The sequence below is a fragment of the Methylobacillus sp. MM3 genome (assembly GCF_001645185.1).
GTDB lineage: Bacteria > Pseudomonadota > Gammaproteobacteria > Burkholderiales > Methylophilaceae > MM2.
The window spans coordinates 80,157-103,127 of the sequence record NZ_LXTQ01000001.1 but is presented as its reverse complement, the minus strand read 5'-3'; the positions used below and the strand labels follow the sequence as shown (position 1 = coordinate 103,127).

20 protein-coding genes are annotated in these 22,971 nt (G+C 55.8%); 5 read left to right on the top strand and 15 right to left on the bottom strand.

All coding sequences use genetic code 11. From position 1 onward, the window contains the following. Positions 1–12: 12 nt before the first annotated feature. Together A7976_RS00480 and A7976_RS00475 are read right to left on the bottom strand one after the other, a co-directional pair. Positions 13–633, bottom strand: coding sequence for a response regulator transcription factor (locus tag A7976_RS00480; RefSeq protein ID WP_067105705.1), 621 nt, complete (start codon positions 631–633; stop codon positions 13–15). Further along, positions 630–2,141, bottom strand: coding sequence for a PAS domain S-box protein (locus tag A7976_RS00475; RefSeq protein WP_256365510.1), 1,512 nt, complete (start codon positions 2,139–2,141; stop codon positions 630–632). The genes A7976_RS00480 and A7976_RS00475 overlap by 4 nt, the downstream gene beginning before the upstream one ends. A gap of 199 nt (positions 2,142–2,340) precedes the next feature. On the opposite strand from A7976_RS00475, the gene A7976_RS00470 reads away from it, so the two are divergent. Together A7976_RS00470 and A7976_RS00465 are read left to right on the top strand one after the other, a co-directional pair. Beyond that, complete coding sequence (locus A7976_RS00470; protein ID WP_067105701.1) at positions 2,341–2,535, top strand: DUF2934 domain-containing protein; 195 nt, start codon at positions 2,341–2,343, stop codon at positions 2,533–2,535. Beyond that, positions 2,535–2,942 (top strand): hypothetical protein, encoded by a 408-nt coding sequence (locus A7976_RS00465; RefSeq protein WP_067105699.1) that lies wholly within the window; start codon positions 2,535–2,537, stop codon positions 2,940–2,942. Before A7976_RS00470 ends, A7976_RS00465 begins: the two co-directional genes overlap by 1 nt. A 115-nt stretch (positions 2,943–3,057) precedes the next feature. Here the strand turns inward: A7976_RS00465 and A7976_RS00460 are convergent, their stop codons facing one another. Next, positions 3,058–3,927, bottom strand: a complete 870-nt coding sequence (locus tag A7976_RS00460) for a TraB/GumN family protein (RefSeq protein ID WP_067105697.1) — start codon at positions 3,925–3,927, stop codon at positions 3,058–3,060. 114 nt (positions 3,928–4,041) lie between these two features. Between A7976_RS00460 and A7976_RS00455 the strand changes: the two genes are divergently transcribed. Together A7976_RS00455 and A7976_RS00450 are read left to right on the top strand one after the other, a co-directional pair. After that, on the top strand, positions 4,042–5,004 hold the full coding sequence (locus A7976_RS00455; RefSeq protein ID WP_165601703.1) for an alpha/beta fold hydrolase: 963 nt from the start codon (positions 4,042–4,044) through the stop codon (positions 5,002–5,004). Between the two features lie 38 nt (positions 5,005–5,042). Beyond that, positions 5,043–6,446 (top strand): diguanylate cyclase domain-containing protein, encoded by a 1,404-nt coding sequence (locus A7976_RS00450; protein WP_067105695.1) that lies wholly within the window; start codon positions 5,043–5,045, stop codon positions 6,444–6,446. A 10-nt stretch (positions 6,447–6,456) separates the two neighbouring features. Here A7976_RS00450 and A7976_RS00445 read toward each other — a convergent pair whose 3' ends face one another. The 4 genes from A7976_RS00445 to A7976_RS00430 all read right to left on the bottom strand — a co-directional run bounded on the left by A7976_RS00445 (position 6,457) and on the right by A7976_RS00430 (position 14,011). Then, on the bottom strand, positions 6,457–8,442 hold the full coding sequence (locus A7976_RS00445; protein ID WP_067105693.1) for a bifunctional (p)ppGpp synthetase/guanosine-3',5'-bis(diphosphate) 3'-pyrophosphohydrolase: 1,986 nt from the start codon (positions 8,440–8,442) through the stop codon (positions 6,457–6,459). Between the two features lie 70 nt (positions 8,443–8,512). After that, entirely contained in the window at positions 8,513–9,571 is a 1,059-nt protein-coding gene (locus A7976_RS00440) for an ADP-ribosylglycohydrolase family protein (RefSeq protein WP_067105691.1), read from the bottom strand. An 86-nt stretch (positions 9,572–9,657) separates the two neighbouring features. Further along, positions 9,658–10,818, bottom strand: a complete 1,161-nt coding sequence (locus A7976_RS00435) for an efflux RND transporter periplasmic adaptor subunit (RefSeq protein ID WP_067105689.1) — start codon at positions 10,816–10,818, stop codon at positions 9,658–9,660. Beyond that, complete coding sequence (locus A7976_RS00430; RefSeq protein ID WP_067105687.1) at positions 10,808–14,011, bottom strand: efflux RND transporter permease subunit; 3,204 nt, start codon at positions 14,009–14,011, stop codon at positions 10,808–10,810. Before A7976_RS00430 ends, A7976_RS00435 begins: the two co-directional genes overlap by 11 nt. A 135-nt stretch (positions 14,012–14,146) precedes the next feature. On the opposite strand from A7976_RS00430, the gene A7976_RS00425 reads away from it, so the two are divergent. After that, positions 14,147–14,608, top strand: a complete 462-nt coding sequence (locus tag A7976_RS00425; RefSeq protein WP_067105686.1) for a MarR family winged helix-turn-helix transcriptional regulator — start codon at positions 14,147–14,149, stop codon at positions 14,606–14,608. 49 nt (positions 14,609–14,657) lie between these two features. On the opposite strand, the gene A7976_RS00420 is transcribed toward A7976_RS00425, so the two are convergent. The 8 genes from A7976_RS00420 to A7976_RS00385 all read right to left on the bottom strand — a co-directional run bounded on the left by A7976_RS00420 (position 14,658) and on the right by A7976_RS00385 (position 22,496). Next, the gene (locus A7976_RS00420; protein ID WP_067105684.1) at positions 14,658–15,515 is read right to left on the bottom strand and encodes a dienelactone hydrolase family protein; all 858 of its coding nucleotides are present in this window, start codon (positions 15,513–15,515) and stop codon (positions 14,658–14,660) included. Between the two features lie 69 nt (positions 15,516–15,584). Next, positions 15,585–15,923: a hypothetical protein gene (locus A7976_RS00415; protein ID WP_067105682.1), complete on the bottom strand. Its 339-nt coding sequence runs from the start codon at positions 15,921–15,923 to the stop codon at positions 15,585–15,587. Positions 15,924–16,014: 91 nt separating this feature from the next. Then, the gene (locus A7976_RS00410) at positions 16,015–16,524 is read right to left on the bottom strand and encodes a hypothetical protein (RefSeq protein WP_067105680.1); all 510 of its coding nucleotides are present in this window, start codon (positions 16,522–16,524) and stop codon (positions 16,015–16,017) included. A 169-nt stretch (positions 16,525–16,693) separates the two neighbouring features. Next, entirely contained in the window at positions 16,694–17,410 is a 717-nt protein-coding gene (locus tag A7976_RS00405) for a tetratricopeptide repeat protein (protein WP_082877900.1), read from the bottom strand. A gap of 807 nt (positions 17,411–18,217) precedes the next feature. Beyond that, positions 18,218–18,736: a hypothetical protein gene (locus tag A7976_RS15030; RefSeq protein ID WP_131800972.1), complete on the bottom strand. Its 519-nt coding sequence runs from the start codon at positions 18,734–18,736 to the stop codon at positions 18,218–18,220. 167 nt (positions 18,737–18,903) lie between these two features. Further along, positions 18,904–19,653, bottom strand: a complete 750-nt coding sequence (locus tag A7976_RS00395) for a transposase (RefSeq protein WP_067105676.1) — start codon at positions 19,651–19,653, stop codon at positions 18,904–18,906. Positions 19,654–19,743: 90 nt separating this feature from the next. Further along, the gene (locus A7976_RS00390) at positions 19,744–20,211 is read right to left on the bottom strand and encodes a hypothetical protein (protein ID WP_131800971.1); all 468 of its coding nucleotides are present in this window, start codon (positions 20,209–20,211) and stop codon (positions 19,744–19,746) included. Between the two features lie 80 nt (positions 20,212–20,291). Further along, positions 20,292–22,496, bottom strand: coding sequence for a peptidase domain-containing ABC transporter (locus A7976_RS00385; RefSeq protein WP_067107168.1), 2,205 nt, complete (start codon positions 22,494–22,496; stop codon positions 20,292–20,294). Positions 22,497–22,971: the final 475 nt, after the last annotated feature.

Below are 22,971 nucleotides of genomic sequence, written 5' to 3'. Positions count from 1 at the left end.
AAACACGTATGCTCAGGCCGGGCTGAGACCGCCTTCCTGCGCCAGTCGAGCAAGATCGAGCAGATTAATGGCGCCCGTCTTGTGCATGATCTTGGCTTTGTGAATTTCCACCGTACGATGACTGATGCCCAGACGTCGCGCGATTTCCTTGTTGGGGTGTCCAACCACGGCGAGCATCATCACCTCGCGCTCTCGATCCGTCAGGTCGGACAGCAGTGAACGCGTCTGCTGAACGCGCGCAATCCTCTCGACCATTTGCGAGCCCGATTTCAGCGCAGAGCGCACACTGGCGAGCAATTTATCGCGCGTCACCGGCTTGGTAAGAAAATCCTGCGCGCCGGATTTGATCGCGCGTACGCTCATCGGGATATCGCCATGCCCGGTGAGAAAAACGACCGGCAGCAAAATGCCGCAACGCGTCATTTCTTCCTGCAGCTGCATGCCGTCCATGCCTGGCATGCGAATGTCGATGATGGCGCAGCCGTAAGAGGTTTCGCTGCAAGCGGCAAGAAACGCTTCGGCACAATCGAATGCGAGAACGTCCAGCTCTTCCTGCTCGATCATCAAGGCAAGTGAATCGCGTATCGCGGAATCATCATCGACAATGTAAACGGTGGGGTGCAATGTATTCATGATGCAAAAGGAAGTGTGAAATGGAATACCGCACCGGCCCCCGTCACGGGATCGGCCCATAGCTCTCCGCCGTTGGCCTCGATCAGCCCCCGGCTGATGGCGAGCCCCATGCCGATGCCATATGTCTTGGTTGTAAAAAACGGATCAAATACGCGTTTCGCCATGTCGTCGTCCAATCCCGGTCCTTGATCCTGTATTGTCACCAGCGCCATGTTTTTTTGCCTGAGAGTTTGTACCCTGACAGTGATTTCGGCAGCGGGTACGCCGCCCGTCTGCATGGCTTCAACGCCATTGCGTATAAGATTGGTGAGCACCTTTTGCACTTGCAAGCGATTGGCGCGCACCAGTGGCATGTCCGTCTCCAGCTCAATTTTCGGATGGAAACCGCTGTAACCGTCATTTTGCACGATGGCAATCGCCTCCTTCACCGTTTCGTTGATATCCATTGCTTCTGGCAGCAGATCGCCGCGATGCAGGAATTCCAGCAATTCATGCAAAGTCTTGCCCGCACGGTGGGCCTGCTCAACGCAACGGTTCAAGGCGCGGCTCAGTTTTTCCGGACATTCGATATTGGCCAGCTCGTGCAGGGCGACTTCGCTGTAGGCCGACAAGGCGGCCAAAGGCTGATTGAGCTCATGCGCAATGGCCGAGGCGGTCTGGGCGGCCACCTGGCGCTTCAGCAAACTCTCCATCGCCGTGCGCTGCTCACGCAATTTGCTCTCGATGGCTTTCTGGTCGGTGACATCCTGCATGACACCGACGATGCGCACTGCCTGGCCCTGCTCGAAGATGACTTTGCCGGTCGAAGCGATCCAGCGCACGCTACCATCATTCGGGCGGATGATGCGAAACTCGGCCTTGTATTCGCCTTCGCCTTCGGGGTTCAGCGAACGCCCCAGCGCCGCAAGCCTGGATGCGCGATCATCCGGATGGGTGATTTCCAGGAATTTCTCGTAAGTGATCTGGGTATCCGGCGCCAACCCCAATATTTCGAGCGAGCGCGCATCCCAATGCAGGGTATCGCTGGTCAGGTCACGGTCGAACACCCCCAGGCCGGCCGCGTGCTCGGCAAGGCGAAGTCGCTCTTCGCTTTCCTGCAAGGCAAGCTGCGCCGCGCGACTTTGGGTGGCATCGAAAAAAGAAATCAGGATGAATAAATTATTTCCGTCGCGAATCGGACTGAGGCCGATATCGACCTGCAATTCGCGGCCATTGCGACTCAGCGCAAGGAGATTGCGGCCTCGCCCCATCGGACGTTTTTCGGGTTGAGCGAGATAATTTTCGCGATAGCGTAGGTGGCGCTCACGCAAGCGCTTCGGGATCAGCATCTCGATTTTGGAACCCAGCAACTCCTCTTCCGGGTAACCGAACATTTCTCGCGCCGCCGGATTGGTCTGGATGATGCAACCATCGCTATCCGACAAGATGAGCGCCTCTGCTGATGCGTCAAAAAGGCTGAGAAAACTTATATTTTCCAGTGGATTACGCAACGCCCCCTCGTTTGGCACTCATCGTCCGGGTCATAGCTTACGCCTATTCTCCTCTTCCCTGCAATCGACCATTGCCATAAGGGCTTGCCCTTACGTGTTCACACGAATTTCTGTATCGGAAAGTGAGGGATAAAGTACGGCCCAACGCCTTACAGAACTTCCGAAATCCAAAAAGTAAATCCGTCATGGAATCAAGTCACTTTAAAAGGAGGCAGTAATGAAAACCGGCAGAGCACAAAACAAAACATCTACCTCATCCCAGCAACAATCCTCCGCATCAAACCCGTCAGCATCAAACTACAAAACAGCAGAACAGATTGCCATTACTGCTTATCTGAAAGCACAGGCTCGCGGCTTCGAGCCCGGGCACGAGCTGGAAGACTGGCTGGCAGCCGAAGCGGAGCATCAATAATGGAAACATTATTGAGTACCCCAACCCCAACAGAACTGACACCTCAAATCGGCAATCGCACAGAGTTTGCCGAAGATGATCGCGCGGTGCTGATCCTGGATGTCAACGGCTTGATACGCACCTGCAACAAGGCAGCAGCCAAGCTGATGGAATGCTCCACCAGCAAGCTTGTCTGGCAGCATGTGTCCAACTTCCTGCCTCAGCTCGCGGGTATACAACTGATACAGGATGACCATCTCAATCCGCGTCTGCGTTTTCTGTCGCGTATCGGTCATCGCTTCGCGTTGGAAAAGCCCAACGGTGGGCATATGGTCAGCAAGGTTTTTTTCAACGACCTCGACAATGCCGGTCGGCATAGTGTGCGTCTCATCATATGCCCGGATGACAAGCGTGAGCTTTCATCCTGATCTACATTCAAGAGTCCGACCTGTCTGAGCAGAGATTGCGGGAATGCCGCTGCCGGCATGCAACGGTTTGCCGTGCACCCGCCCGGATGGCCGGATCATCCTGTTGCTTGGCTGCTTATTGAATGGCAGTCAGTCGATAACCCGCTTTTCTCAGCCGTTCGATCAGCCCACCCTCTCCCGGCAAATGCGCCGCGCCAACAGCAACGAAAACCCGCGATTTTTTCATCTGATTAACAATGCCGTCCGTCATGCTTGCATTACGATCATCGAGCAGAAGCGTTTTGACTTTGTTCCATAACTCCCGCGACAAACCGCTCAACCGCTTTTCGTCCTGCGCGGCAATCGTGCCGATTTCCTTGTCGAGATAGGCTCGCACGACCGCCTCGAACGCCTCTTCTTTTTCTTCTCCGGACTGTGTCAGGGACACGCGCAGCAAAATCAGCTGCTCGGCATCGGAAAGACTGTCCAGGGCACCGAAATGTGCCTCGGGCGATTCCAGCCCCATCATCTGCTTGCCGGCGCTACGAGCCATGCCGTACAACAAGACGTCCTGCGTAAAAGGCGATTGCGCCCGCGGCAGCGAGAAGATCGAAGCCAGCAGCCAGGGCTTCATGCGCAACGCAACGTCTTCGCCGATGGCGTGCATGTCCGCGAGACGCTTGACCTCCTCCAGCTCCTGCGGTGTCAACATGTTCAGCAAGGAGCCCTGTTTCATGAAGATGGGCGTCATGTCGCGCGGCGGCAGCACTTCCATCATGAAGGTTTGCGACTTTTCCAATGCTTCGCGCAGCTGCGGCGAAAAATCGATGACCCGCGCATCGTCGGTATGAATGGTGCCGAAGAGATAGCTGGCCGGCGCGTTGTCGGATTCGATTTTCCACAACAGTCCGCGATCGTCGCCATGGGCAAAGCTCATGCTCAGCCAAGGCAACACCAGCAGCCACGCGAATCCGCGCAAGAGTGCAATAAAATTAGTGCGTTTCATGACTCAGGCTCCGATCGCCAAGGCAATATCGATATCATGACGTACTTGAAGAAAAATGGAACAATGCATTCGAATCGACGCTCATACTCATACCGGGCGTCGAAAGGAAATCGTATGCGAGTCCTTCAGTCTGCGTTATCCGCTATTGCGCTTTTCATTGCCAGCACGACGCCAGGCGCCATTGCTGATGCCAATTTTTACGACGTTCCCCCCCCCGGTCAACTGGTCGATCTTGGCGGTTACAGACTGCACATCCATTGCGAAGGCATGGGCAGCCCGACGGTGATATTCGATGCCGGGCTGGGCGACTGGTCCACACACTGGACGGCCGTACAGAATCTGCTGAAATCCGACACCCGTGTATGCAGCTACGATCGCGCCGGCTATGGCTGGAGCGACCCGGGGCCGCGCCCCCGCGACAGCCAGCGTATCGTAACCGAACTCCATTCCCTGCTCGAAAAAGCCGAAATCGCCCCGCCCTACCTGCTGGTCGGCCATTCCTTTGGCGGATTGAACATGCGGCTCTTCGCCAGCACGTTTACCGGCGAGGTCTCCGGACTGGTACTGGTCGAAGCCTCGCATCCGGAAAGCCTGCCTTACCAGCGCGACGATGACGGCAAGACGCCAGCCACCTCGCAGCCCAACCAGATGATGGTGGTGTATCCGACCGAGCCGGAGGTGCTGCACGTGCCGCCGGAAGCCGAATCCGCGATAAACGATAGTCTGCTGCAAACAAAATCCCGCATGACTTCGCGCGGAGAATACCGTGCGCTCGGCTCCAGCGTGCTCGAATTACAGCATGCACAGTCATTCGGTGACCTGCCGCTGACCGTATTAAGCCGGGGAAAACGCGAGTGGCCTTATGGCAGTGAGGGTGATCTAAAGGAAAAAAGATGGCACTCGCAGCAGATGGAAATGGTGAAACTTTCCAGCCTGGGCCACTTCATCGTGGCCGAGAACAGCGGCCACCATATCCATCTCGACCAGCCGGAACTGGTCGCGGGTGTCGTGCGCGACATGCTGACGGAAGAGCGCCGCGAATCGGCTTCGGTACTGCGTGGAATGGCCTTACCTTAAACCAAGCCATTTTCTGATGGCCCTCATATAATAACCAGATGTTGGCTATCTATTCACTAAGCGTGCCGGTATCGCAAAGTGCCTATGCCGGAATCAAAAAGAACTGGCTGCCGATCACCGCCGGGCTCATTGCCTTTTTGATTTCCATGCTGATTTTCGGCCAGATGACGCGCGCCGAATTCGAGAAAAATGCGGCCAACAGACGAACGGAAGCCATCAATTACGGCAGCATGCTGCGCACCCAGATAGACCGCGAACTCAACTCCCTGCTGTTTATTTCGAGCGGTTTGTCGAGTTATCTCACCGTGTATCACAAGGAATTGCAGCCCCAAAAGGTCGAGGCCATACTCGCCGATCTATATTCGCGCAGCCGGCATGTGCGCAATCTCGCTATCGCGGTGGACTACCGCCTGACCTATGTATACCCGCTCGAAAACAACGAAAAAATCGTGGGCATGGACTTTCGCGATTTGCCTCACCAGTGGCCGCAAGTCAAACAGGCCGTTGACACCCGCAAGGGCGTTCTGGCCGGACCGCTGAATCTCGTGCAGGGAGGCAACGGACTGATCTATCGCTACCCGGTGTTTGTGGAAGGCAAGTATTGGGGCATTCTGTCGACCGTCATCAATACCGACACCTTTCTTCAGGCGGCATTCAAGGAGATCCCGGATGCGGATTTCAAATTCGCCATCCGCGTCAAGAAAACACCGACTCCTGCCGCCTTTTATGGTGAAGGCGGACTATTCGACGACCCGGGGGCCTTCATCATGGTCAGCCAGGTGCCCAACGGGCAGTGGGAATGGGCGATCAAGAACAAAAAACAAGGCACGTCCAAGCTGATCCTGACGATGGCTGTCATGGGGGGCCTCATCAGCCTGATGCTAGGCGCGCTAGTGTTCTATTTCACCCTGGAACGCACCCGCCTGACGGAGCATGCGATGTTCGACAGCCTGACCGGCCTCGCCAACCGTCGGCTGCTGCAAGACCGGATGCACCAGGCCTACGAGCAGGCCAGGCGATTCCGGCGATCGATGGCCGTCATCTATATCGACCTCGATCACTTCAAGCGTCTCAACGACACGCACGGACACGATTTCGGCGATGAGCTGTTAAAAGTCGTGGCAAAAAAACTGGGCGGCTGCATACGCAATGTAGACACCCTCAGCCGCATCGGCGGCGACGAATTCGTGATTCTGCTGGAAGAAATCGCCGACCCGCAGGATGCCCGCCTGATCGCCGACAATATCATGCAGACATTCAGCGAACCGATTCCGATATTCGACATGAATACACTGGTCGAGCTGAGCCTGGGAATCGCCATTTACCAACCGGAGTCCGGCATCGCGCTGCCGGCCTTGCTCAAGCAGGCAGACATTGCGCTTTACGAGGCAAAGGGCTCCGGCAGAAACACCTATTGCATCTTCGGTGCGCCCGAGCCTTGACTCTCGTCCTTTAACGTTTTTCCAATGCATCCCACTGCGCCGCAAGCACCCGGCCGCGCCGCTCTTCCGGCAAGCGCTGGATGAAAGTGCACGCGCGGCGATGGATGGTGACGCCGCGGTCGCACGTCACGTAGGCCACGATCTCATCACCCGCTTCAGGCGCGCAGCATTTGGCATAATTGATCAGCAGATTGGGAATACCCTCTATGCTGACGCTTCTCGCCCCCAGCGGCGCCTGTGCGCGATGCGGCATGGCATAACGCACCGGTTCGGGTTTCGGCGCAGTTTCTTCCTGCACTGCCACTGCAATCTGGTGCTCGGTGACATCCCCGCGACCGATGGCCGCCAGAAAATCTTCCAGCTTGTTAAAATGCAGTTTCTGCGCGAGTTTTTCCTGATTCAGGTCGGCCACGCCCTGACGATGCAGTTCACGCTCCAACTTGGCCCGGCCGTGCGAAACGTTCTCATCGAAGTTCTGATACTTGAACCAGTGCCGCACCTTGGCGCGGGCACGCGGGCTTTGCAGATAGCCCAGGGTCGAATTCAGCCAGTCGCGGCTGGGCGCGCCGATCTTGGAAGTGAGGATTTCCACCCGCTGGCCGTTCTGCAGCGGATAGTTGAGCTGCACGATGCTGCCGTCCACCTTGGCGCCGCGCGTGCGATGGCCGAGGTCGGTATGCAGCGTATAGGCAAAATCCAGCGGCGTTGCGCCCTTGGGCAGGTCGATCACTTTGCCCTGCGGCGTCAACACGAACACCTTGTCCTGAAACAGCTCACTGCGGAATTGCTCCAGCATGTCGCTCTGCTCCGCGACCTCGTCCTTCCAGGCCAGCAATTGTCGCAGCCAGGCGATCTTGTCGTCGAAGCCGGCATCCGACTTGCCGCCCTCCTTGTAACGCCAGTGCGCGGCAACGCCGAGTTCGGAATGCTGGTGCATTTCGTGAGTGCGAATCTGCACCTCCAGCGCCAAGCCGCGCGGACCGCTCACCGCCGTATGCAGCGAGCGGTAATTATTGCTCTTGGGCCGTGCGATATAGTCGTCGAATTCACCGGGGATAGGCTGCCACAGGCTGTGGATCAGGCCCAGTACCGCGTAGCAGTCCTTGATGTCGTCCACCAGAATGCGCACGCCGCGCACGTCGTAAAGCTGGCTGAACTCCAGGTGCTTGCGCCTCATCTTGTTGATGATGCTGAAAATATGCTTGGGCCGGCCGTTCACTTCGCCCTTGATGTTCGCGCGCTTCAGCTCGTCCCTGAGCTGGGCGACGACATCCACAATGTACTGCTCGCGATCCAGCCTGCGCTCGTCCAGTTGCCGGGCGATATCCTTGTAGAGCCGCGGCTCGCGATAGCGCAGCGCGAGGTCTTCCATTTCCCATTTGATCTGCCACACACCCAGCCGGTTGGCGAGCGGCGCGAAAATGCCTTCGGTCTCGCGCGCGATGATTTTCTGCTGTGCCTCGGAAGCGCCGGACAGGCAACGCAGCGTCTGCGTGCGCTCGGCGAGCTTGATCAGCACCACGCGGATATCCTCGGCCATTGCCAGCAGCATCTTGCGCAGGCTTTCGATTTGCTGCGCCTGGTCGCCGCTCTTGTGAGCGGGCTCGTGCAGGCTTTCCAGTTCGCTGAATTCCTGAATGCGCTCCATTTGCGAGATGCCTTCCACCAGCCCCGCCACCGTTGCGCCAAACTTCACCTCGACCGCGGGGCGCCATTCCGGCAGAAACTCCGGCACCGCATGCAGCACCGTCGCCACCACCGTCTCGGCGTCCATGTTCAGCCCGATCAGGATAGACGACGCGCCCAATGCATGCTGCAGCAGAGGCGTGCCGGTCAGTTCGGTCTTGCCCGCATACAACGGTGCTGCCAGCTCGCAGGCAGTACGTATCGCGTCGATTTCACCCGACGTGAAATGGGTCGCGAGAGAAGTCAGCCAGGATTGAAAATCGCCGCTGTCCGCGGCCTGCAACGGAATAGGATGATGTACGGAAACCATAGATGCATATTATGAGGGATTGCGCAGGCACTCGCAGCACTGCCGTGGCCAGATTGCCGGAAAGAGCGGTCTACTCGGTCTGGCCGGCCAATTTTTGCGCCAGCGTCAACAGTTCCGCTCCGCCTTCAAGCCCGTCGATGAATCGCTGCGGAATGCCTTCCAGGCCCACTTGGGCGCCGACCAGTGCACCGGTCAGCATCGCACGGGCCATGTTCTGCCCGCCGCCGTTGATCGCATGCAGCACCGCGGATTCGAAATCGCCCCTGAAGCGCGCCGCCAGGTAATAAGCGGCCGGCAACTGATGGTAGATCGCGCATGGCAGGCCATAGACCTGCGCCACCTTCCACGCCGGTTCGATGCGGATGTCCGGGTCGACGGCGGCACGGGCAACATAAGCCGGTGTCAGCAGCGCATCCGGCGAAGAAAAGCGGCCGGCGCGTGGCGGGTCGGGATCGCCCGGACGCGGCGGCGCGAGATTGGAACCGGTAACGGCGTGAAACGGGATCGCGCCGTCGTGCACCAGCCGCATCAGCGTATCGGAAATATCCGGCGTCAACGGCTCGCCCAGCACCAGGCGCGACAGCACCAGGCAGTAGGCGGTAGTCATCGAGACGATGGCCTCGTCGGACTGCGTCAGCAGGCAATTGGAAGACACGGATTCGGCCACCCGCTGCGGCTGTCCCGCATAGCGCACGGCCAGCACCAAGGCGCGCTCGGCGGCTTCGGTGGTGTCTGCGTGGCCGCCGGTTTCGCCCCATGATTTTTTCTGCTGTACGCGGCGACGCCATGCTTCGCGGATCGACTGGCTGGTGTAGCCGCCCGGTCCCTGCGCCGGCGTACCGTCCAGCAGCGGGAAGAGATTTTCATCCAGGCGCCGGGTGAAATCGTCTTCGTGATATTCGCCATGCGCGACCAGCGATTCGAGCAGCATGACGAGGATAAGGCCGCTCTGCGACAACTGGCCGGCGCGCATGCCTCCGTGGTAGCGGTCAGGCCGCGGTGTGGTGTAGTCGCTGACCCAGGGGCCATAGTCACGGCGCATTGCGTTGAGATCGTAATACCAGTGGCAGCCCAGCCCCAGCGCGTCGCCGATCAGCGCGCCCATCACGGCGCCGGAAACTCGATCCATGTTGCACCTCCTTGCTTGCCAATCAGCTTGAGAGTACGAAAGTACCGCAAAATTCCAATGGGCCGCAGGAAAACAGCCTTAAGAGCCTATTTACTGGACGCCTTCGCCACATGCACCGCCTGTCCATCGGCCACCCCGTCCGGCGGGTTTTCGATGACGCGATCCGTACCCGCGATGCCGGAGCTCAACTCCACCGTTTTGCCCAAATCGCGCACCAGCGTGACCGTCTTCAGCCGGGCCTTGTTTTCCGCATCCACGGTGGCGACGCGCAAGCCCGTCTTGTCGAAGATCAGCGCACTGGAAGGAATCGCGAGCGAAGCCACGGTTTTCGGCAAACGCAAATTGACATTGGCATAGCCGCCCGGCAGCAAGGCCGCGCCCTTGTTATCCACGATCAATTGCACCAGCATCGCGCCGGAAGCGGCATCGACCGCGCGTGAAGTCGATTCCACCGTAGCGGCGTAGGCCTTGCCCGGCTGTTCCGGCACGGTAATGTCGGCAGTGGTGCCGGACTTGATGCTGCCCACGTAGTTTTGCGGCACATTGACATAAAGCCGCAGCTTGCGCGTATCGGAAACCTCGAACAACGCCGGACCGTTATTGCTGCCTTCGGTGATCAATGCGCCGGTATCGGTATTCCGGGCGGTGACAGTGCCGTCGAACGGCGCCACGATGCGCGCAAAATCGCGCGTCGCCAGCAGGCGGTCGACATTGGCCTGCGCGGCCTTGGTCATGGCCTGCTTGGCATCATGGTCGCCCTTCTTTTCGTCCACTTCCTGCGGCGAAACCGCGCCCGACTCCAGCAAGGATTCCCAGCGTTCGGCCGTGATCTTGGCAAGCGCTTCGTTGGCCTTGGCCGTTGCGAGATCGGCTTTGGCTTGCAGCAGCTTCTGATCGAGATCGGGCGTTTCGACTTCGGCCAGCACCTGCCCTGTCTTTACCCGGGTGCCGATATCGGCATGCCAGTTTTTCAGGTAGCCGTTGACTCGCGCGTAAATCGGCGCACGCGAATATGCTTCGAAGCGCGCCGGCAGATCGATACTGGAGAGCTCGCCGCTGGCGCTGGGTTGGATAACGCTCACGCTCGGCAAGGCTTGTTCCATGGTCCATTGCTTCAGCTTTTCATTGCTGCTGGCACGGGTGGCGATGCCGGTGACCACGACTGCGCCGGCAACCACGAGCGCGACGATACTGCCGATGCGCAAGGCATGGCGCGAAGGTGCGGATGTGGGGCGATCAGATGGCATGGGGTTCTCCGATAGGGTTGGATGCTGCAACAGGTTTGCGATAGTGCCGGTGCACGATGCTGAACACGACCGGCACGAAAATCAGAGTCGCGATGGTGGCGAAAATCAGCCCGCCGATCACGGCGCGGCCCAACGGCGCGTTCTGCTCGCCGCCTTCGCCCAGGCCCAGCGCCATCGGCGCCATGCCGATGATCATCGCGAGTGCGGTCATCAGCACCGGGCGGAAGCGCACGTAGCCGGCTTCGAGAGCAGCCTGCGTCGCGTTGCCCAGCACTTCGAGGCGTTCGCGCGCGAAGCTGATCACCAGCACGCTATTGGCCGTAGCCACGCCCATGCACATGATGGCGCCGGTCAGCGCGGGCACGGACAGCGGCGTATAGGTCGCGAACAGCATCCACACGATGCCCGCCAATGCCGCCGGCAAGGCCATGATGATCACGAACGGATCGCTCCACGACTGGAAGTTGACCACGATCAAGAGGTAGATCAGCACGATCGCGCCGATCAGCCCGAACAGCAAGCCGGAGAAGGAATCGGTCATGGTCTTCACCTGCCCCAGCATTTCCACCTTGGCGCCCTTGGGCACCTGGCCGGCCGATTCATCGAGAATTTTGCGGATATCCGCGGACACCGCGCCGAGGTCGCGATCCTGCGTGCTGGCGTGGATCTGCACCATGGACTGGATATCGTACTGGCTGACCACTGCATTGGCCGTCCCGCGCTGGAAAGTCGCCAGCGCGCCCAGCGTCTGCGGCGATGATCCGCTCGCGCTGCCGATGGGCAATCCTGCCAGCGAGTTGAGCGAGTCGAGCCGGTATTGCGGCGTCTGCATCACGATGGGATACGACACGCCGTTATCCGGATTGAGCCAGAAGGTCGGCGCCACTTGTGAGCTGCCGGCCAGGTTGACCACCAGGCTGTTGGTGACGTCGCGCGCGGTCAGGCCGAGTTCCTGCGCCCGCGTGCGGTCGATATTGATATCGAAACGCGGATTGCTGCGCGACTGCTGGATGCGCACATCGGCAATGCCGGGCACCTTGCGTATCTTGTCGAGCAGACTGTTGGCATAGTCGAAGTTGGCATCCAGCTTGCCGCCACGAATCTGGATGTCGATAGGCGCAGGCGAACCGAAATTCAGGATCTGGCTGACGATATCCGCCGGCGGAAAGGAAAACGTCGTGCCCGGGAATTCGCGCGGCAGTTTTTCGCGCAACTCGCGCACGTAGTCGGCGGTCGGCGCATGGCCCTCCTTGAGCGCGATCTGGATATCGCCGTCGTGCGAACCGGTCACGCCGGTATTGTTGTAGGTCAGGTTGATGCTGCTGATCGGCATGCCGATGTTGTCCACCAGCGACTCGATTTCGCCCGATGGAATCACGCGCTTGATGGCATCCTCGATTTGCGCGAAGCGCGCAGCGGATTCCTCCACGCGCGTGCCCACCGGCACCCGCACATGCATCAATATCTGGCCACTATCGACCGAGGGAAAGAAGTTGCGTCCGAGAAAAGGAATCAGCGCCGAAGACAGCAACACCGCCACCATGAAGCCAATGACGAACTTGCGGCGGTTGTTCATCGCCATTTCCAGCGTATCGTGATATCCAGTCCGGAAGTTTTCGAAGCGCTCTTCGAAACCGCGCTGGAAGCGCACCAGCGGATTGCGCGAAGGCGGCATCGAAGTGTTGTTGCCGTGTAGATCGGTATGCGGCGCGTGCGGCTTCAACAGGTAATTCGCCATCGTCGGCACCAGCGTGCGCGACAGGATGAAGGAGCTGATCATCGCGAACATCACCGCCAACGCCATCGGCACAAAAAGGAAGCGCGCGATGCCTTCCAGGAAGAACATCGGCACGAACACGATGCAGATGCACAGCAGCGACACGAAAGCCGGCGTGACGATCTGCGCCGCGCCGTCGAGGATGGATGTTTCGACGTCCTTGCCCTGCTCCAGGTGCCAGTTGATGTTCTCGATGGTCACCGTCGCATCGTCCACGAGGATACCCACGGCGAGCGCCAAGCCACCCAACGTCATGATGTTGAGCGTTTCGCCCATCGCCGCCAGTGCGGCAATCGCACCGAGGATGGACAGCGGGATCGACACCGCGATGATCACCGTCGAACGCCAGCTGCCGAGGAACAGCAGGATCATCAGGCTGGTCAACGCCGCCGCAATCACGCCTTCGTAAGCGACGCCCTTGATCGCCGCGCGCACAAACAGCGACTGGTCGTTGATCGGCGAAACCGTCAGCGCTTCCGGCAGCGTCGGCTTGATTTCAGCCAGCTTGGCCTTGATGCCGGAGACGATATCCAGCGTCGACGTCGCGCCGTTCTTGAGCACGGACATCAGCACCGAGCGGTTGCCGTCCACGTGCACCACATTGGTTTGCGGCGGGTTGCCGTCGCGCACGTGGGCCACGTCGCGGATATACACCGTTGCGCCGTTGACCACCTTCACTGGCAGGTTGTTGAGTTCTTCGATAGCCGAAGGCGCATTGTTGAGGCGCAGCGAATATTCATGGCTGCCGATTTTCTGCGTGCCTACCGGCAGAATCAGGTTCTGCGCGGCCAGCGCGTTGGCAACGTCTTGCGCCGACAGTCCGCGCGCCTGCAATGCGGAAGGATCGAGGTCGATCTGCACCTGCCGCGACTTGCCGCCGAAAGGATACGGGATCGCCGCGCCCTGCACCGTTACCAGCCGCGTGCGGACCACATTGAGACCGAGGTCGCCCAGCGCCTGTTCCGTAAGACCCTTGCCGGAAAGCGCCACCTGCAGGATAGGCACCGTCGATGCGTTGTAGTTGATAATCAGCGGCGGTGTGGTGCCCACCGGCATCTGGCGGGTCACGGTCTGCGATACGGCAGTCACCTGGGCGTTGGCCGTGGCGATATCCACGCCGGGGTAGAAGAAAATCTTGACGATGGCGAAGCCGGTGTAGGAATTGGCCTCGATATGTTCAATGTCGTTGACGGTCGTCGTCAGCACGCGCTCGTAAAGCGTCGTGATGCGTCCCGCCATATCGTCCGGCGGCAGGCCGGTGTATTGCCAGGCAACGGCGATCACCGGAATCCGGATTTCGGGAAAGATGTCCACCGGCGTGCGCAGTGCCGCCAACGTGCCCATGATCAGCAGCAACACCGCCATGACGATGAAGGTGTAAGGCTTGTGCAAAGCTATTTTCACTAGGTTTATCATGGGCATTCCCGAGCTGTTGTTATACTGTGAACTACTTTCGATGGCGGCAATCTATAAAGGTTGCAGTTGCAGTAGTTGCATATGCAACATTCTAAACTTATGATGACACAAAACACAACTGGAATCGATTTTCCCATGCAGGAAAACTTCTATAGCGGAGAAACCTATGTCTGCGGCGAATCGGTCGGCTCCCTCATCAAGTACGCCATGTACGCCTTTCATCGCACCATTGACGAGAAAGTCGCCGATCTCGGCCTGACTTCCATGCAATGGGGCCCCCTCGTCCTGCTGGCGCAAGGCAAGGCCACGACTGCCGCCGAGCTATCGCGCTGCAATGGTGTTGATACCAGCACCATGACCCGCATGCTAGATCGCCTGGAAAGCAAGGGGCTGGTAACACGCAAGCGCAGCAGCAGCGACCGCCGGGTCTTCGACATCGAACTGACCGATGAAGGTCATCGCCTGGCGCAAAAAATTCCTTATCTCATCGCGGAAGGCCTGAATCAGCATTTGAAAGGTTTCAGTCGCGAAGAGTTCGAAACGCTGCAAGCGTTGTTGAGCCGATTTATCGCGGGGGAACAGAAAGACAAAAGCTGAGTCCTGCAGTTTTCAGCCAATAAAAAAGCCGCGATTGCGGCTTTTTTATTCAGGCGGGGGGCAACCCATGCGCAGCGAACCATGCCCGCAACCGTTGCCAGCCATCCTCGGCGGCCTCCTTGCGGTAGCTGGGGCGGTAATCGGCAAAAAAGGCATGTGGCGTATCGGGGTAAACGACGATCTCGGAACCGCTATTTTTTCCTTTCAACGCCTGGCGCATCCGCTCCACGCTTTCCTGCGGAATGCCTGAGTCCGCACCGCCGTAGAGTCCCAGTACCGGTACCTTGAGGTCGCCTGCGATATCGATCGGATAGGTGGGCTGCAATCCATTGCGGTTGCCTTCCAACCTGCCGTACCAGGCCACGCCGGCCTTGATCTCAGGGTTGTGCGCCGTATAGAGCCAGGTAATACGCCCGCCCCAGCAAAAACCGGTAATGCCCAGCCTGCCCGGCTGCGCCATGCCGCTGCGTTCCGCCCATGCCACAGTTGCATCCAGGTCAGACATCACTTGCGCATCCGGTACCTTGCTCACCACCGTGGAAACGATCTCGTTCATATCCTTGAGATTGGACACGTCCCCCTGCCGGAAAAACAGCTCCGGCGCGATCGCCAGATACCCCAGCTTGGCCAGTCGGCGGCAGACGTCCTTGATGTGCTCATGCACGCCAAAAATCTCCTGTACCACCAGGATCAACGGCCAATGCTCGCCTTGCTCGGGGTGCGCCATATAGGCCGGCAGCATCGCGCCCGCCGCCGGGATGCGCACGTTGTCCGCCACGATGCCGGCGGTATCGGTATGGATTAACGTTTGCGCGTTGACCGGACGCACGGCAAGGGCAAAACCGGTCGCGATGGCAGCGGCGAGGAAATCGCGGCGGCTGATGTCTGTGTTGTTTGACTGATCCATTACAACCTCCGCAGCATCATGTCTCAAACATACTAGCTAAACAGCCATCCGGGCTCTGCTGTGGATGCCTCAGATCACAGGAAATACCACAAACCGGCTACCCACGTCGAAAAGTCCGACCACGCTTTCTCCTTTTTCCGGTCGCACAAACTGATTGGCATCCAGATAACGGCCAAATCGCATGGCCTCTTCCGGCGCTTTCACAAACGCACGCTTCACGATCAGCGGCGTATCCTCGATCGCCTGGATGAACTCGTCGTTCTCCTTGTGATGGATCACGTAGCCACAAAACTCCGCATCCTCGGGGATCCCCAATTCCTTTTTTACCTCGTCCAGCTTGCGCTTGCGCTGCTCAACCGCTCCCGCAATGCGCTCTTCCCTGGAACCCCGGCGTTTCGATTCACCCATTCTATTTTCTGCCTTCTTGATTGCAATATTGCGCAGGAAGGAATGATACCGGCTAAATCGGCATTCGAACTGCCAACATCTGGATTCGGCATCAATCTTCGGCGCCGGTGAGATTGTTTTTCAGCGAATCCCCGATAATGGCTTGCGCCAGCGTGGTCTGTTCCTCATTCATCGCATAGACGATCAGCGCGGCATGGCCGCTTTTGACGGCGTCCTGCACGATGCCGGAGAAGCGTTTGGTGTCCTCCGCCCCGGCGCCTATGGTAGCGCCGACCAGGCCGCCGACGGCGGCACCCCAGCCTATCATGGTCAGCGTGCCCAGCACCGGACTGGCGACGAACAGACTGACGTTGGCGGCGGCAAGCGCCACCTCACCCAGTGCGCCGATGCCGGCGCCGGCAGCCGTGCCGATGGCGCCGTCGATCACGACTTCATTGCGGACTTCGTCGGAGTCGGGAGTGATTTCCTTGTCGGATTGGGATTTGTCGACCAATTGCAACTGTTCGGGTTTGAATCCTTGTTGCAGAAGTTGCGCACGTATCTGATCGGCCTCCTGACGGTTTGCATATAAACCGTAAACGCGATGCTGATAGTTTTCCATGGTGTGCCTCATTGTAGATTTATCGTGTGGTTAAACCCCGATCAATTAATGAGCGCTTCGAACGCCTCTCGGATGCCGGACGCAGATCAGAAATCGCATCGGAAGAAAGGTTCGACCAAGGCTTCATACTTTGGTTTTGGCTGATTGTCGACACCCCAGCCAGACCCGGCTAACAACCCTTGTATTTGTTATCCATGCAGCGGCGGGCGAGCTGGCGCGCCTCTTCCACCTGTTCCGGCGACATGCTTGCCGCAGTAAAATTTAGTATCTTGCCCATGCGTACCCGGTGCCGGGGCTCTGCATTTTCGGCGGCCAGCAGCAGCCACATGTAACCTTTGACGGCATCCTTCGTCACCCCTTGGCCATTGGCGTAAATGACACCGAGCTGATGCTGCGCTTCGCCATTGCCTTGTTCGGCAGATTGTCTGTACCAGCCCAATGCCGCATCGATATCCTGCGGGACGATTTCGCCCTTGAAGTAGAGATCGCCGAGGTTGAGCTGAGAGCGGGCATGCCCCTGCTCGGCGGCGCGTCGATACCAGGCCATCGCTTCTTCGTAGCTTGCCAACGAGCTGATCCTGCGGAAATGCAGCGCCGCCAGCGTGTACTGTGCCTCGCTATATCCATGCTCGGCGGAGCGCCGATACCAGCCGACCGCCTCGGGCACATCCTGCGGCACGCCATCCCCATTGATATACATCTGGCCGAGGTTGTATTCAGCCTTGGCGTTGCCCTGGTTAGCCAGCATGGTATAGATCCCCAGCGCCCGGGGATAATCGCCGGCCTGTATGGCGTCTTGGGCATCCTTGAGGGTTTCGGTGTGCCCCGAGAAAGGCGCAATCAACGCCAACCCAAGAAAAACCATCCCAAACGATTTTGTCATCATGTCGAGTGCCCGCCGGAATATGCCTGAGGTCACTTTAATCCAGTTAACCCGCGAATGCACTCTCTCCACATTTTCTGTGGATAACGCTGTGGGACATCTGGGGATTGGAGCGGTAACTGGATGACGTATCAAGGCAAATGCGTACTGCATAGCAAATGAGCCGGTGCATTGTTGGTACTCAACTCAATTACCATCATTACGGATGATGAGGTCAGCCCATTTTCCAAGGAAAATCATCCTTATTCCCTCTCAATCAACTTTCAATAATCCTCCGGCTTAGAAACTTATTAAAAAAAACCGACTCCGACCCCATTTATTTCCTGAATGGCATGCCAGCCAGGCATTAAACGCGCGTCACCCAAAGCCGCGAACGGGTCATTGATACTGATAACCGCCCAATTAGACCAGCCCGGCGTATTTTCAGCTGCGATTCTACTTAGAAATATTACTCGTTCGATCATTGCAGTAACTATAAGCTCGTGCCCAAGTGATCCTGATATTAAAAACATCATGCCACTTCATGACCTCACCTGCCAGATTTTCTTCTTGCTTGAAATTAAACGGAATTTTTCTAAAATACAAAATGCATGGATATGCATCCGTTAATGACAAAGGGTCTGGATATGGTTCCAACCCCTTATATGAATATTAAATTTCTAACCCTAAATTGCTCAGAATGGGACATAGTTATGCGTCCTTTTCGGGGACTATTTATGGTTCTAGTCACAGAAGACCAGCCGCAGAGGAGGCCCCTTCAATAAAGGAAGTAAAACTTAACAAACCAACAGAATTTTCTTCGCTCATTTTTTATTCTCCGCGGGTAGATAAGGTAGTTGTCAGCAGATAAAAACCAATAATGATTCCCATCCAAGCCAGAAGACTAGTAAAGAGGATTCCAACTCCCCATATATATGCATGGTCATTTTGCAAAATTGTCAGCAATACTCGTCCGAACCTTGTAGTGGGTGAAGGGGTATGAGGAATTAGAACGACTAGAAGCAAAACAACAGCACAGGAAAATGATTTCAATGCTGTCTTTATATGCCCTCCAGATTGAAAAGACTTTTGCTTGATAACTTCCCAATTAGCGTTTTTGAAGAAGAAATAGGCAATGATAAAACTCATCATCCAAGCCAACACAAGTTCGAAAAGGGCTTTATTTGTGTTACTTGCAGAGGCGGATAGTTGAGAAATGCTTGCGATACTTTTTCCCAACAATGTAAATAAAGGAAGATCCCGACTTGATATTTCTGTCCAACTAAATACCCAAACAATGAGTATGTAGACTAGAGTTAACCAAGCAATATATTTATGTTTGTTATTCATTAACGAACCCCTAATTAATACTCTCGAAGCTCATCGATTCGCTAATTTGATTTGCTTTTTGTGACAGTGATAACACCTCATCAACCTGCAAACCATTTGGAATCTGATGCGTGATAAATAGCATGGTGACTTTTCCTTTAAGCAGGAGTGAATGGGGTCGGAGTCATTTAAATCCCCTCCATAAAAGTTCGTTGCTCTTTGTTTTTCTCCTGCGATAGATTCGTGGTTTCAACCTGTTTTCTCGGTCGACCACGCCTCCCGGCCTGCACCCGTCGGCCGAGCATCGTTTCAATTTCGGCCTGGAAGCGTCCGGTACCCGTCACCAATTCGCCATTGAGGGCCGTTCTCACTTCGGTGAGTGTTTCCGGATTTAGTTGGGCCTTGAATAGTTCGCGATAGGCTTCCCGCTGTTGTTCCGGTGTTGTGCCAAGGGCTTCGTATTCCGCGTGCGGCGTTAGCAGTTCATCTTTTGTCCCGTGAGCGTTAGCACGATAGCTCGACCATTGATAGTCTTCCGGACGCTCCATCATCCCTGCTCGTACCGGATTAAGTTCGATATAGCGCATGCAGGTGAGAAGGTATTGTTCGCTTTGAATGAGACTGGCTTTGTAGCGGCCTTCCCACAAGGTGCCGCTGCGTTTGTAGCTGTAGTTGATGTATTGCACATAGCGGCGTCCGACGGATTGCATGAGGCGCGCGATGCTTTCCACTTGACCGGGCGTGACCAGCAGGTGGACGTGATTGGTCATGAGGACGTAGGCATGGATGGCACAGTCGTATTTCCGTGCCGCTTCCGCCAGACAGTCGAGATAGAGACGGTAGTCTGCTTCCGCAAAAAAGGTCGCTTGGCGGTTGTTGCCACGCTGGATAACGTGCTGCGGATTGCCTAGCATATTGAATCTTGGCTTACGTGCCATTTGCTCCCCCTTTCGATCAACTTTCAATAATTCTCATGGCTCAGCTCAAACCATCATCTGCTAATTGACCTACCGACATTTAACGTCCCCTTATTTATAAATTATCAACACTACTAAAGCCAAGAGAATTACATCAAACCCAATTAAAAGAATTCGTTTTGGTAAGGGCACATACTTATAACCAGTAATTAAGGTTACATATAAATTAGAAGAGAAATTATCATTGGCATTTAATTGGCTTAACCTTTTGAAAAGATAACTAAAATAAAAAGCAATAACGACAGGAATCAGCAAAAGCTTACTTTTTGGGTTAAATGAAAAGGAGAGACTTTCGTTGAGCGCAATTCCCGTAAAAAAAAGTACAATGGATAAAACAGTACCTAAGAGAGCTAGCTTTTCGACTAAATCTAATGGGGTTTTATATTTACTTTTTTTAAATATTTCATCTACTCTAGGAAATCTCTTCTCTTTTTCTATAAATTCATCACATATAGCCATTAATAAAATTGCATATGCCCAAATCGAAATAAATACAAATAACAATGCAGCATCTAACATAATTTTCTCTCTGAATAGAATGTTCACTGTGTGCTTATCTAGGGACTGAATAATCCTTTTATAGCAATCTAAATTGCAAATTAATCCATCTTTGCGGAGTTTATTCCGTCCTCCACTACTTCCATTTTGGTGGGCTGTTTATTTCCGAAACTAAAAACTTCATCTACTTGCAACCCTTTCGGTATCTGGTGAGTAATAAATAACATAGTCACCTTTCCTTTTAAGCGATTAATTGTCTTTGAGAAATGCTCAGCCGTCTGCTGATCCAAGTTCGATACCGCTTCATCAAAAATGAGGATTTTTGGGCGCTTAAGCAGTGCACGAGAAATCGCGAGCCGTTGCTTTTGCCCGCCGGATAGTCCGGTACCACGCTCGCCGATTTCGGTTTGGTAGCCTTTGGGTAGCTGCTCGATGACGTCGTGGATTTCGGCGGCTTTGCAGGCTGTGATGATGTCCTCGAACCCAGCGCGGGGATTGGCCATCAGCAGGTTGTCGTAGATCGTGCCGGAGAAGAGCTCGGTCTCCTGCGGCACGACGCCGTAGATCAAACGCAGTTCGTTGGCGGCCAGGTAGCGGATATCCTTGCCGTCCAGCTTGATTTGGCCTTCTTGCGGGAGGTAAAAGCCTAGCAATAATTTGGCCAAGGTACTCTTGCCGCAACCGGAAGGGCCCATGAGCACGGTGAGGTGGCCGGGCTTGAGCGTCATGTTGAGATTGCGGTAGAGCCAGGGATGATTTTCGGAATAGCGAAAGCCGATGCCTGCGATATCGATTCTGGCCTGGGTGATGTTCTCGCGGTTGGGCGTGAGGGTGTGCGGCTCCTGCGGTAGGTCAAGGATGTCGCCCAAGCGCTTGACGGCAATATTAGCTTGCTGGAATTCCTGCCATAGCCCGACCAGCCGGAGCATGGGCTGGCTCATGCGTCCGGCGAACATCTGGAAAGCGACCAGCATGCCGACCGTAAAACCATCGTTCTGCATGACCAGCAATGCGCCGACCATAAGGATGGAGAGCGTCATCACCTGTTCCAACCCGTTGGCGATTACGTTGTAGGTGTTGCCCACCTGCTTGGTGCTGAAGCCTGCCGCGAGGTATTGCACGAACAGGTCGCTGTACTTGCGCTCGATGTCCGGTTCCATTTGTAACGATTTAACCGTGGACATGCCAGAGATATGTTCGGTCAGGAATGCCTGGTTGCGAGCTCCGAGCATGAACTGCTGATTGATACGCTCCCGAATGACCGGCGTCACAATCGCGCTGAGGCCCGCGACCAGCAACAGGATTCCTACGGCGATCAAGGACAGTTGCCACGAGTAGGCGAACATCACCGCCAGGAAAATCAGCATGAACGGGAAATCGAGAAGCAGCGTGATGGCCGCGCCGGAAATGAATTCCCGTATGGTTTCCACGCCATGCAGCCGGGCAACCAGCGTGCCGGTAGAGCGATGCTCAAAATAAGGCAAGGGCAGGCGCAGCAGATGACGGAAAACTTGAGTACCGAGCACGGCATCCATGCGATTGCCGGTATGCAGCACGAGATACTGACGCAGCCAGGTCATGGCGCTAGTGAACAGCATGAACATGACGAGGGCAACGCCGATCACGATCAGAGTGCTATTGGTCTGGTGAACGATAACCTTGTCGATGATAACCTGCGTGAAAAGCGGCGTTGCCAAACCGACGATCTGGATGGTCAGCGAAGCGAGCAGGATTTCGTACCAGATCTTTCGATGCTTGCGCAATTCGGGGATAAACCAGGAGAACCCGAATTCCTTTTTGGGTGCGCTCGACTTTACATCTTCATCCTTGAGCGCTTCCGGCTTTGCGAAAAAACCATACGCAGATGGTAAGAAGTTTAAAGATTCATTGAGATCGATGGACTGCGGCTTATCGCTTTGCGGCGTGAAATAAGCAAAAGTTGATTGAGAGCGGATAATCAGCGCGGGCTGCACTTGCTCCTGAGGGTTCGTGGCATCCCCGCTCTCGTTCGACGATACAGGAGGAATTTCAGAGGAATCAGAAGTTGCTGGATTTTCAGGTACCCGTAGAAAAATCAAACATGGAAAAACTTCATCGGGGGCACCGCTAAGGGCAGAAATGCTCCCTTCGTTGGCTTGCAGGCCTAGCTTATCCGCCACAGCCAATAATTCCTCCACAGTGTATTGAGGAGGCGATGACGGCGGAATTTGCTGCAATAACAAAGTTGGATCGAATGGGATTCTGTGCTGCCTACAGAGACTGCCCAATACCCAAAGGAGTGCATTGGCTTCGATTTTACGATTCATTTCGAAGCCCAATGCTGGAATGCATTCGGAATTTCTTAAAGCAGCCCGTTGCAAGAAGCGGCGCGTTGCCGCATGTGTCACGCAGCCCGAAAATAAACAATGTTGCACCTGACCACACTTGGCCCGTACAACTTTCCCCACTCCAGAACCACCCCTCCGAATACGGCATTCTTCACCCAATTATTCGTGATTATTATTGAAGGCTTTTTATTTTATTTGCCGTTGCAAGCGTGAAAACACTACAAGGCTGCTTATTACACTCACTCCAATACTGCGTGAGCTTTTTCACTTACCATTTATTTACATCTTATAGGTGCGATTCTATGGAGGCGTCTGAGGCATGAAACCTATCTGAACTGATAGGTTTTCAATCGAAATAAAATCAAATTGATATGTACATGCGGAGCGATTCACCAAAAACTAAAAGTGAGGAAAAGGCTATCTACCCATCGCTACAGCTAAGTAGTCGAGAAAA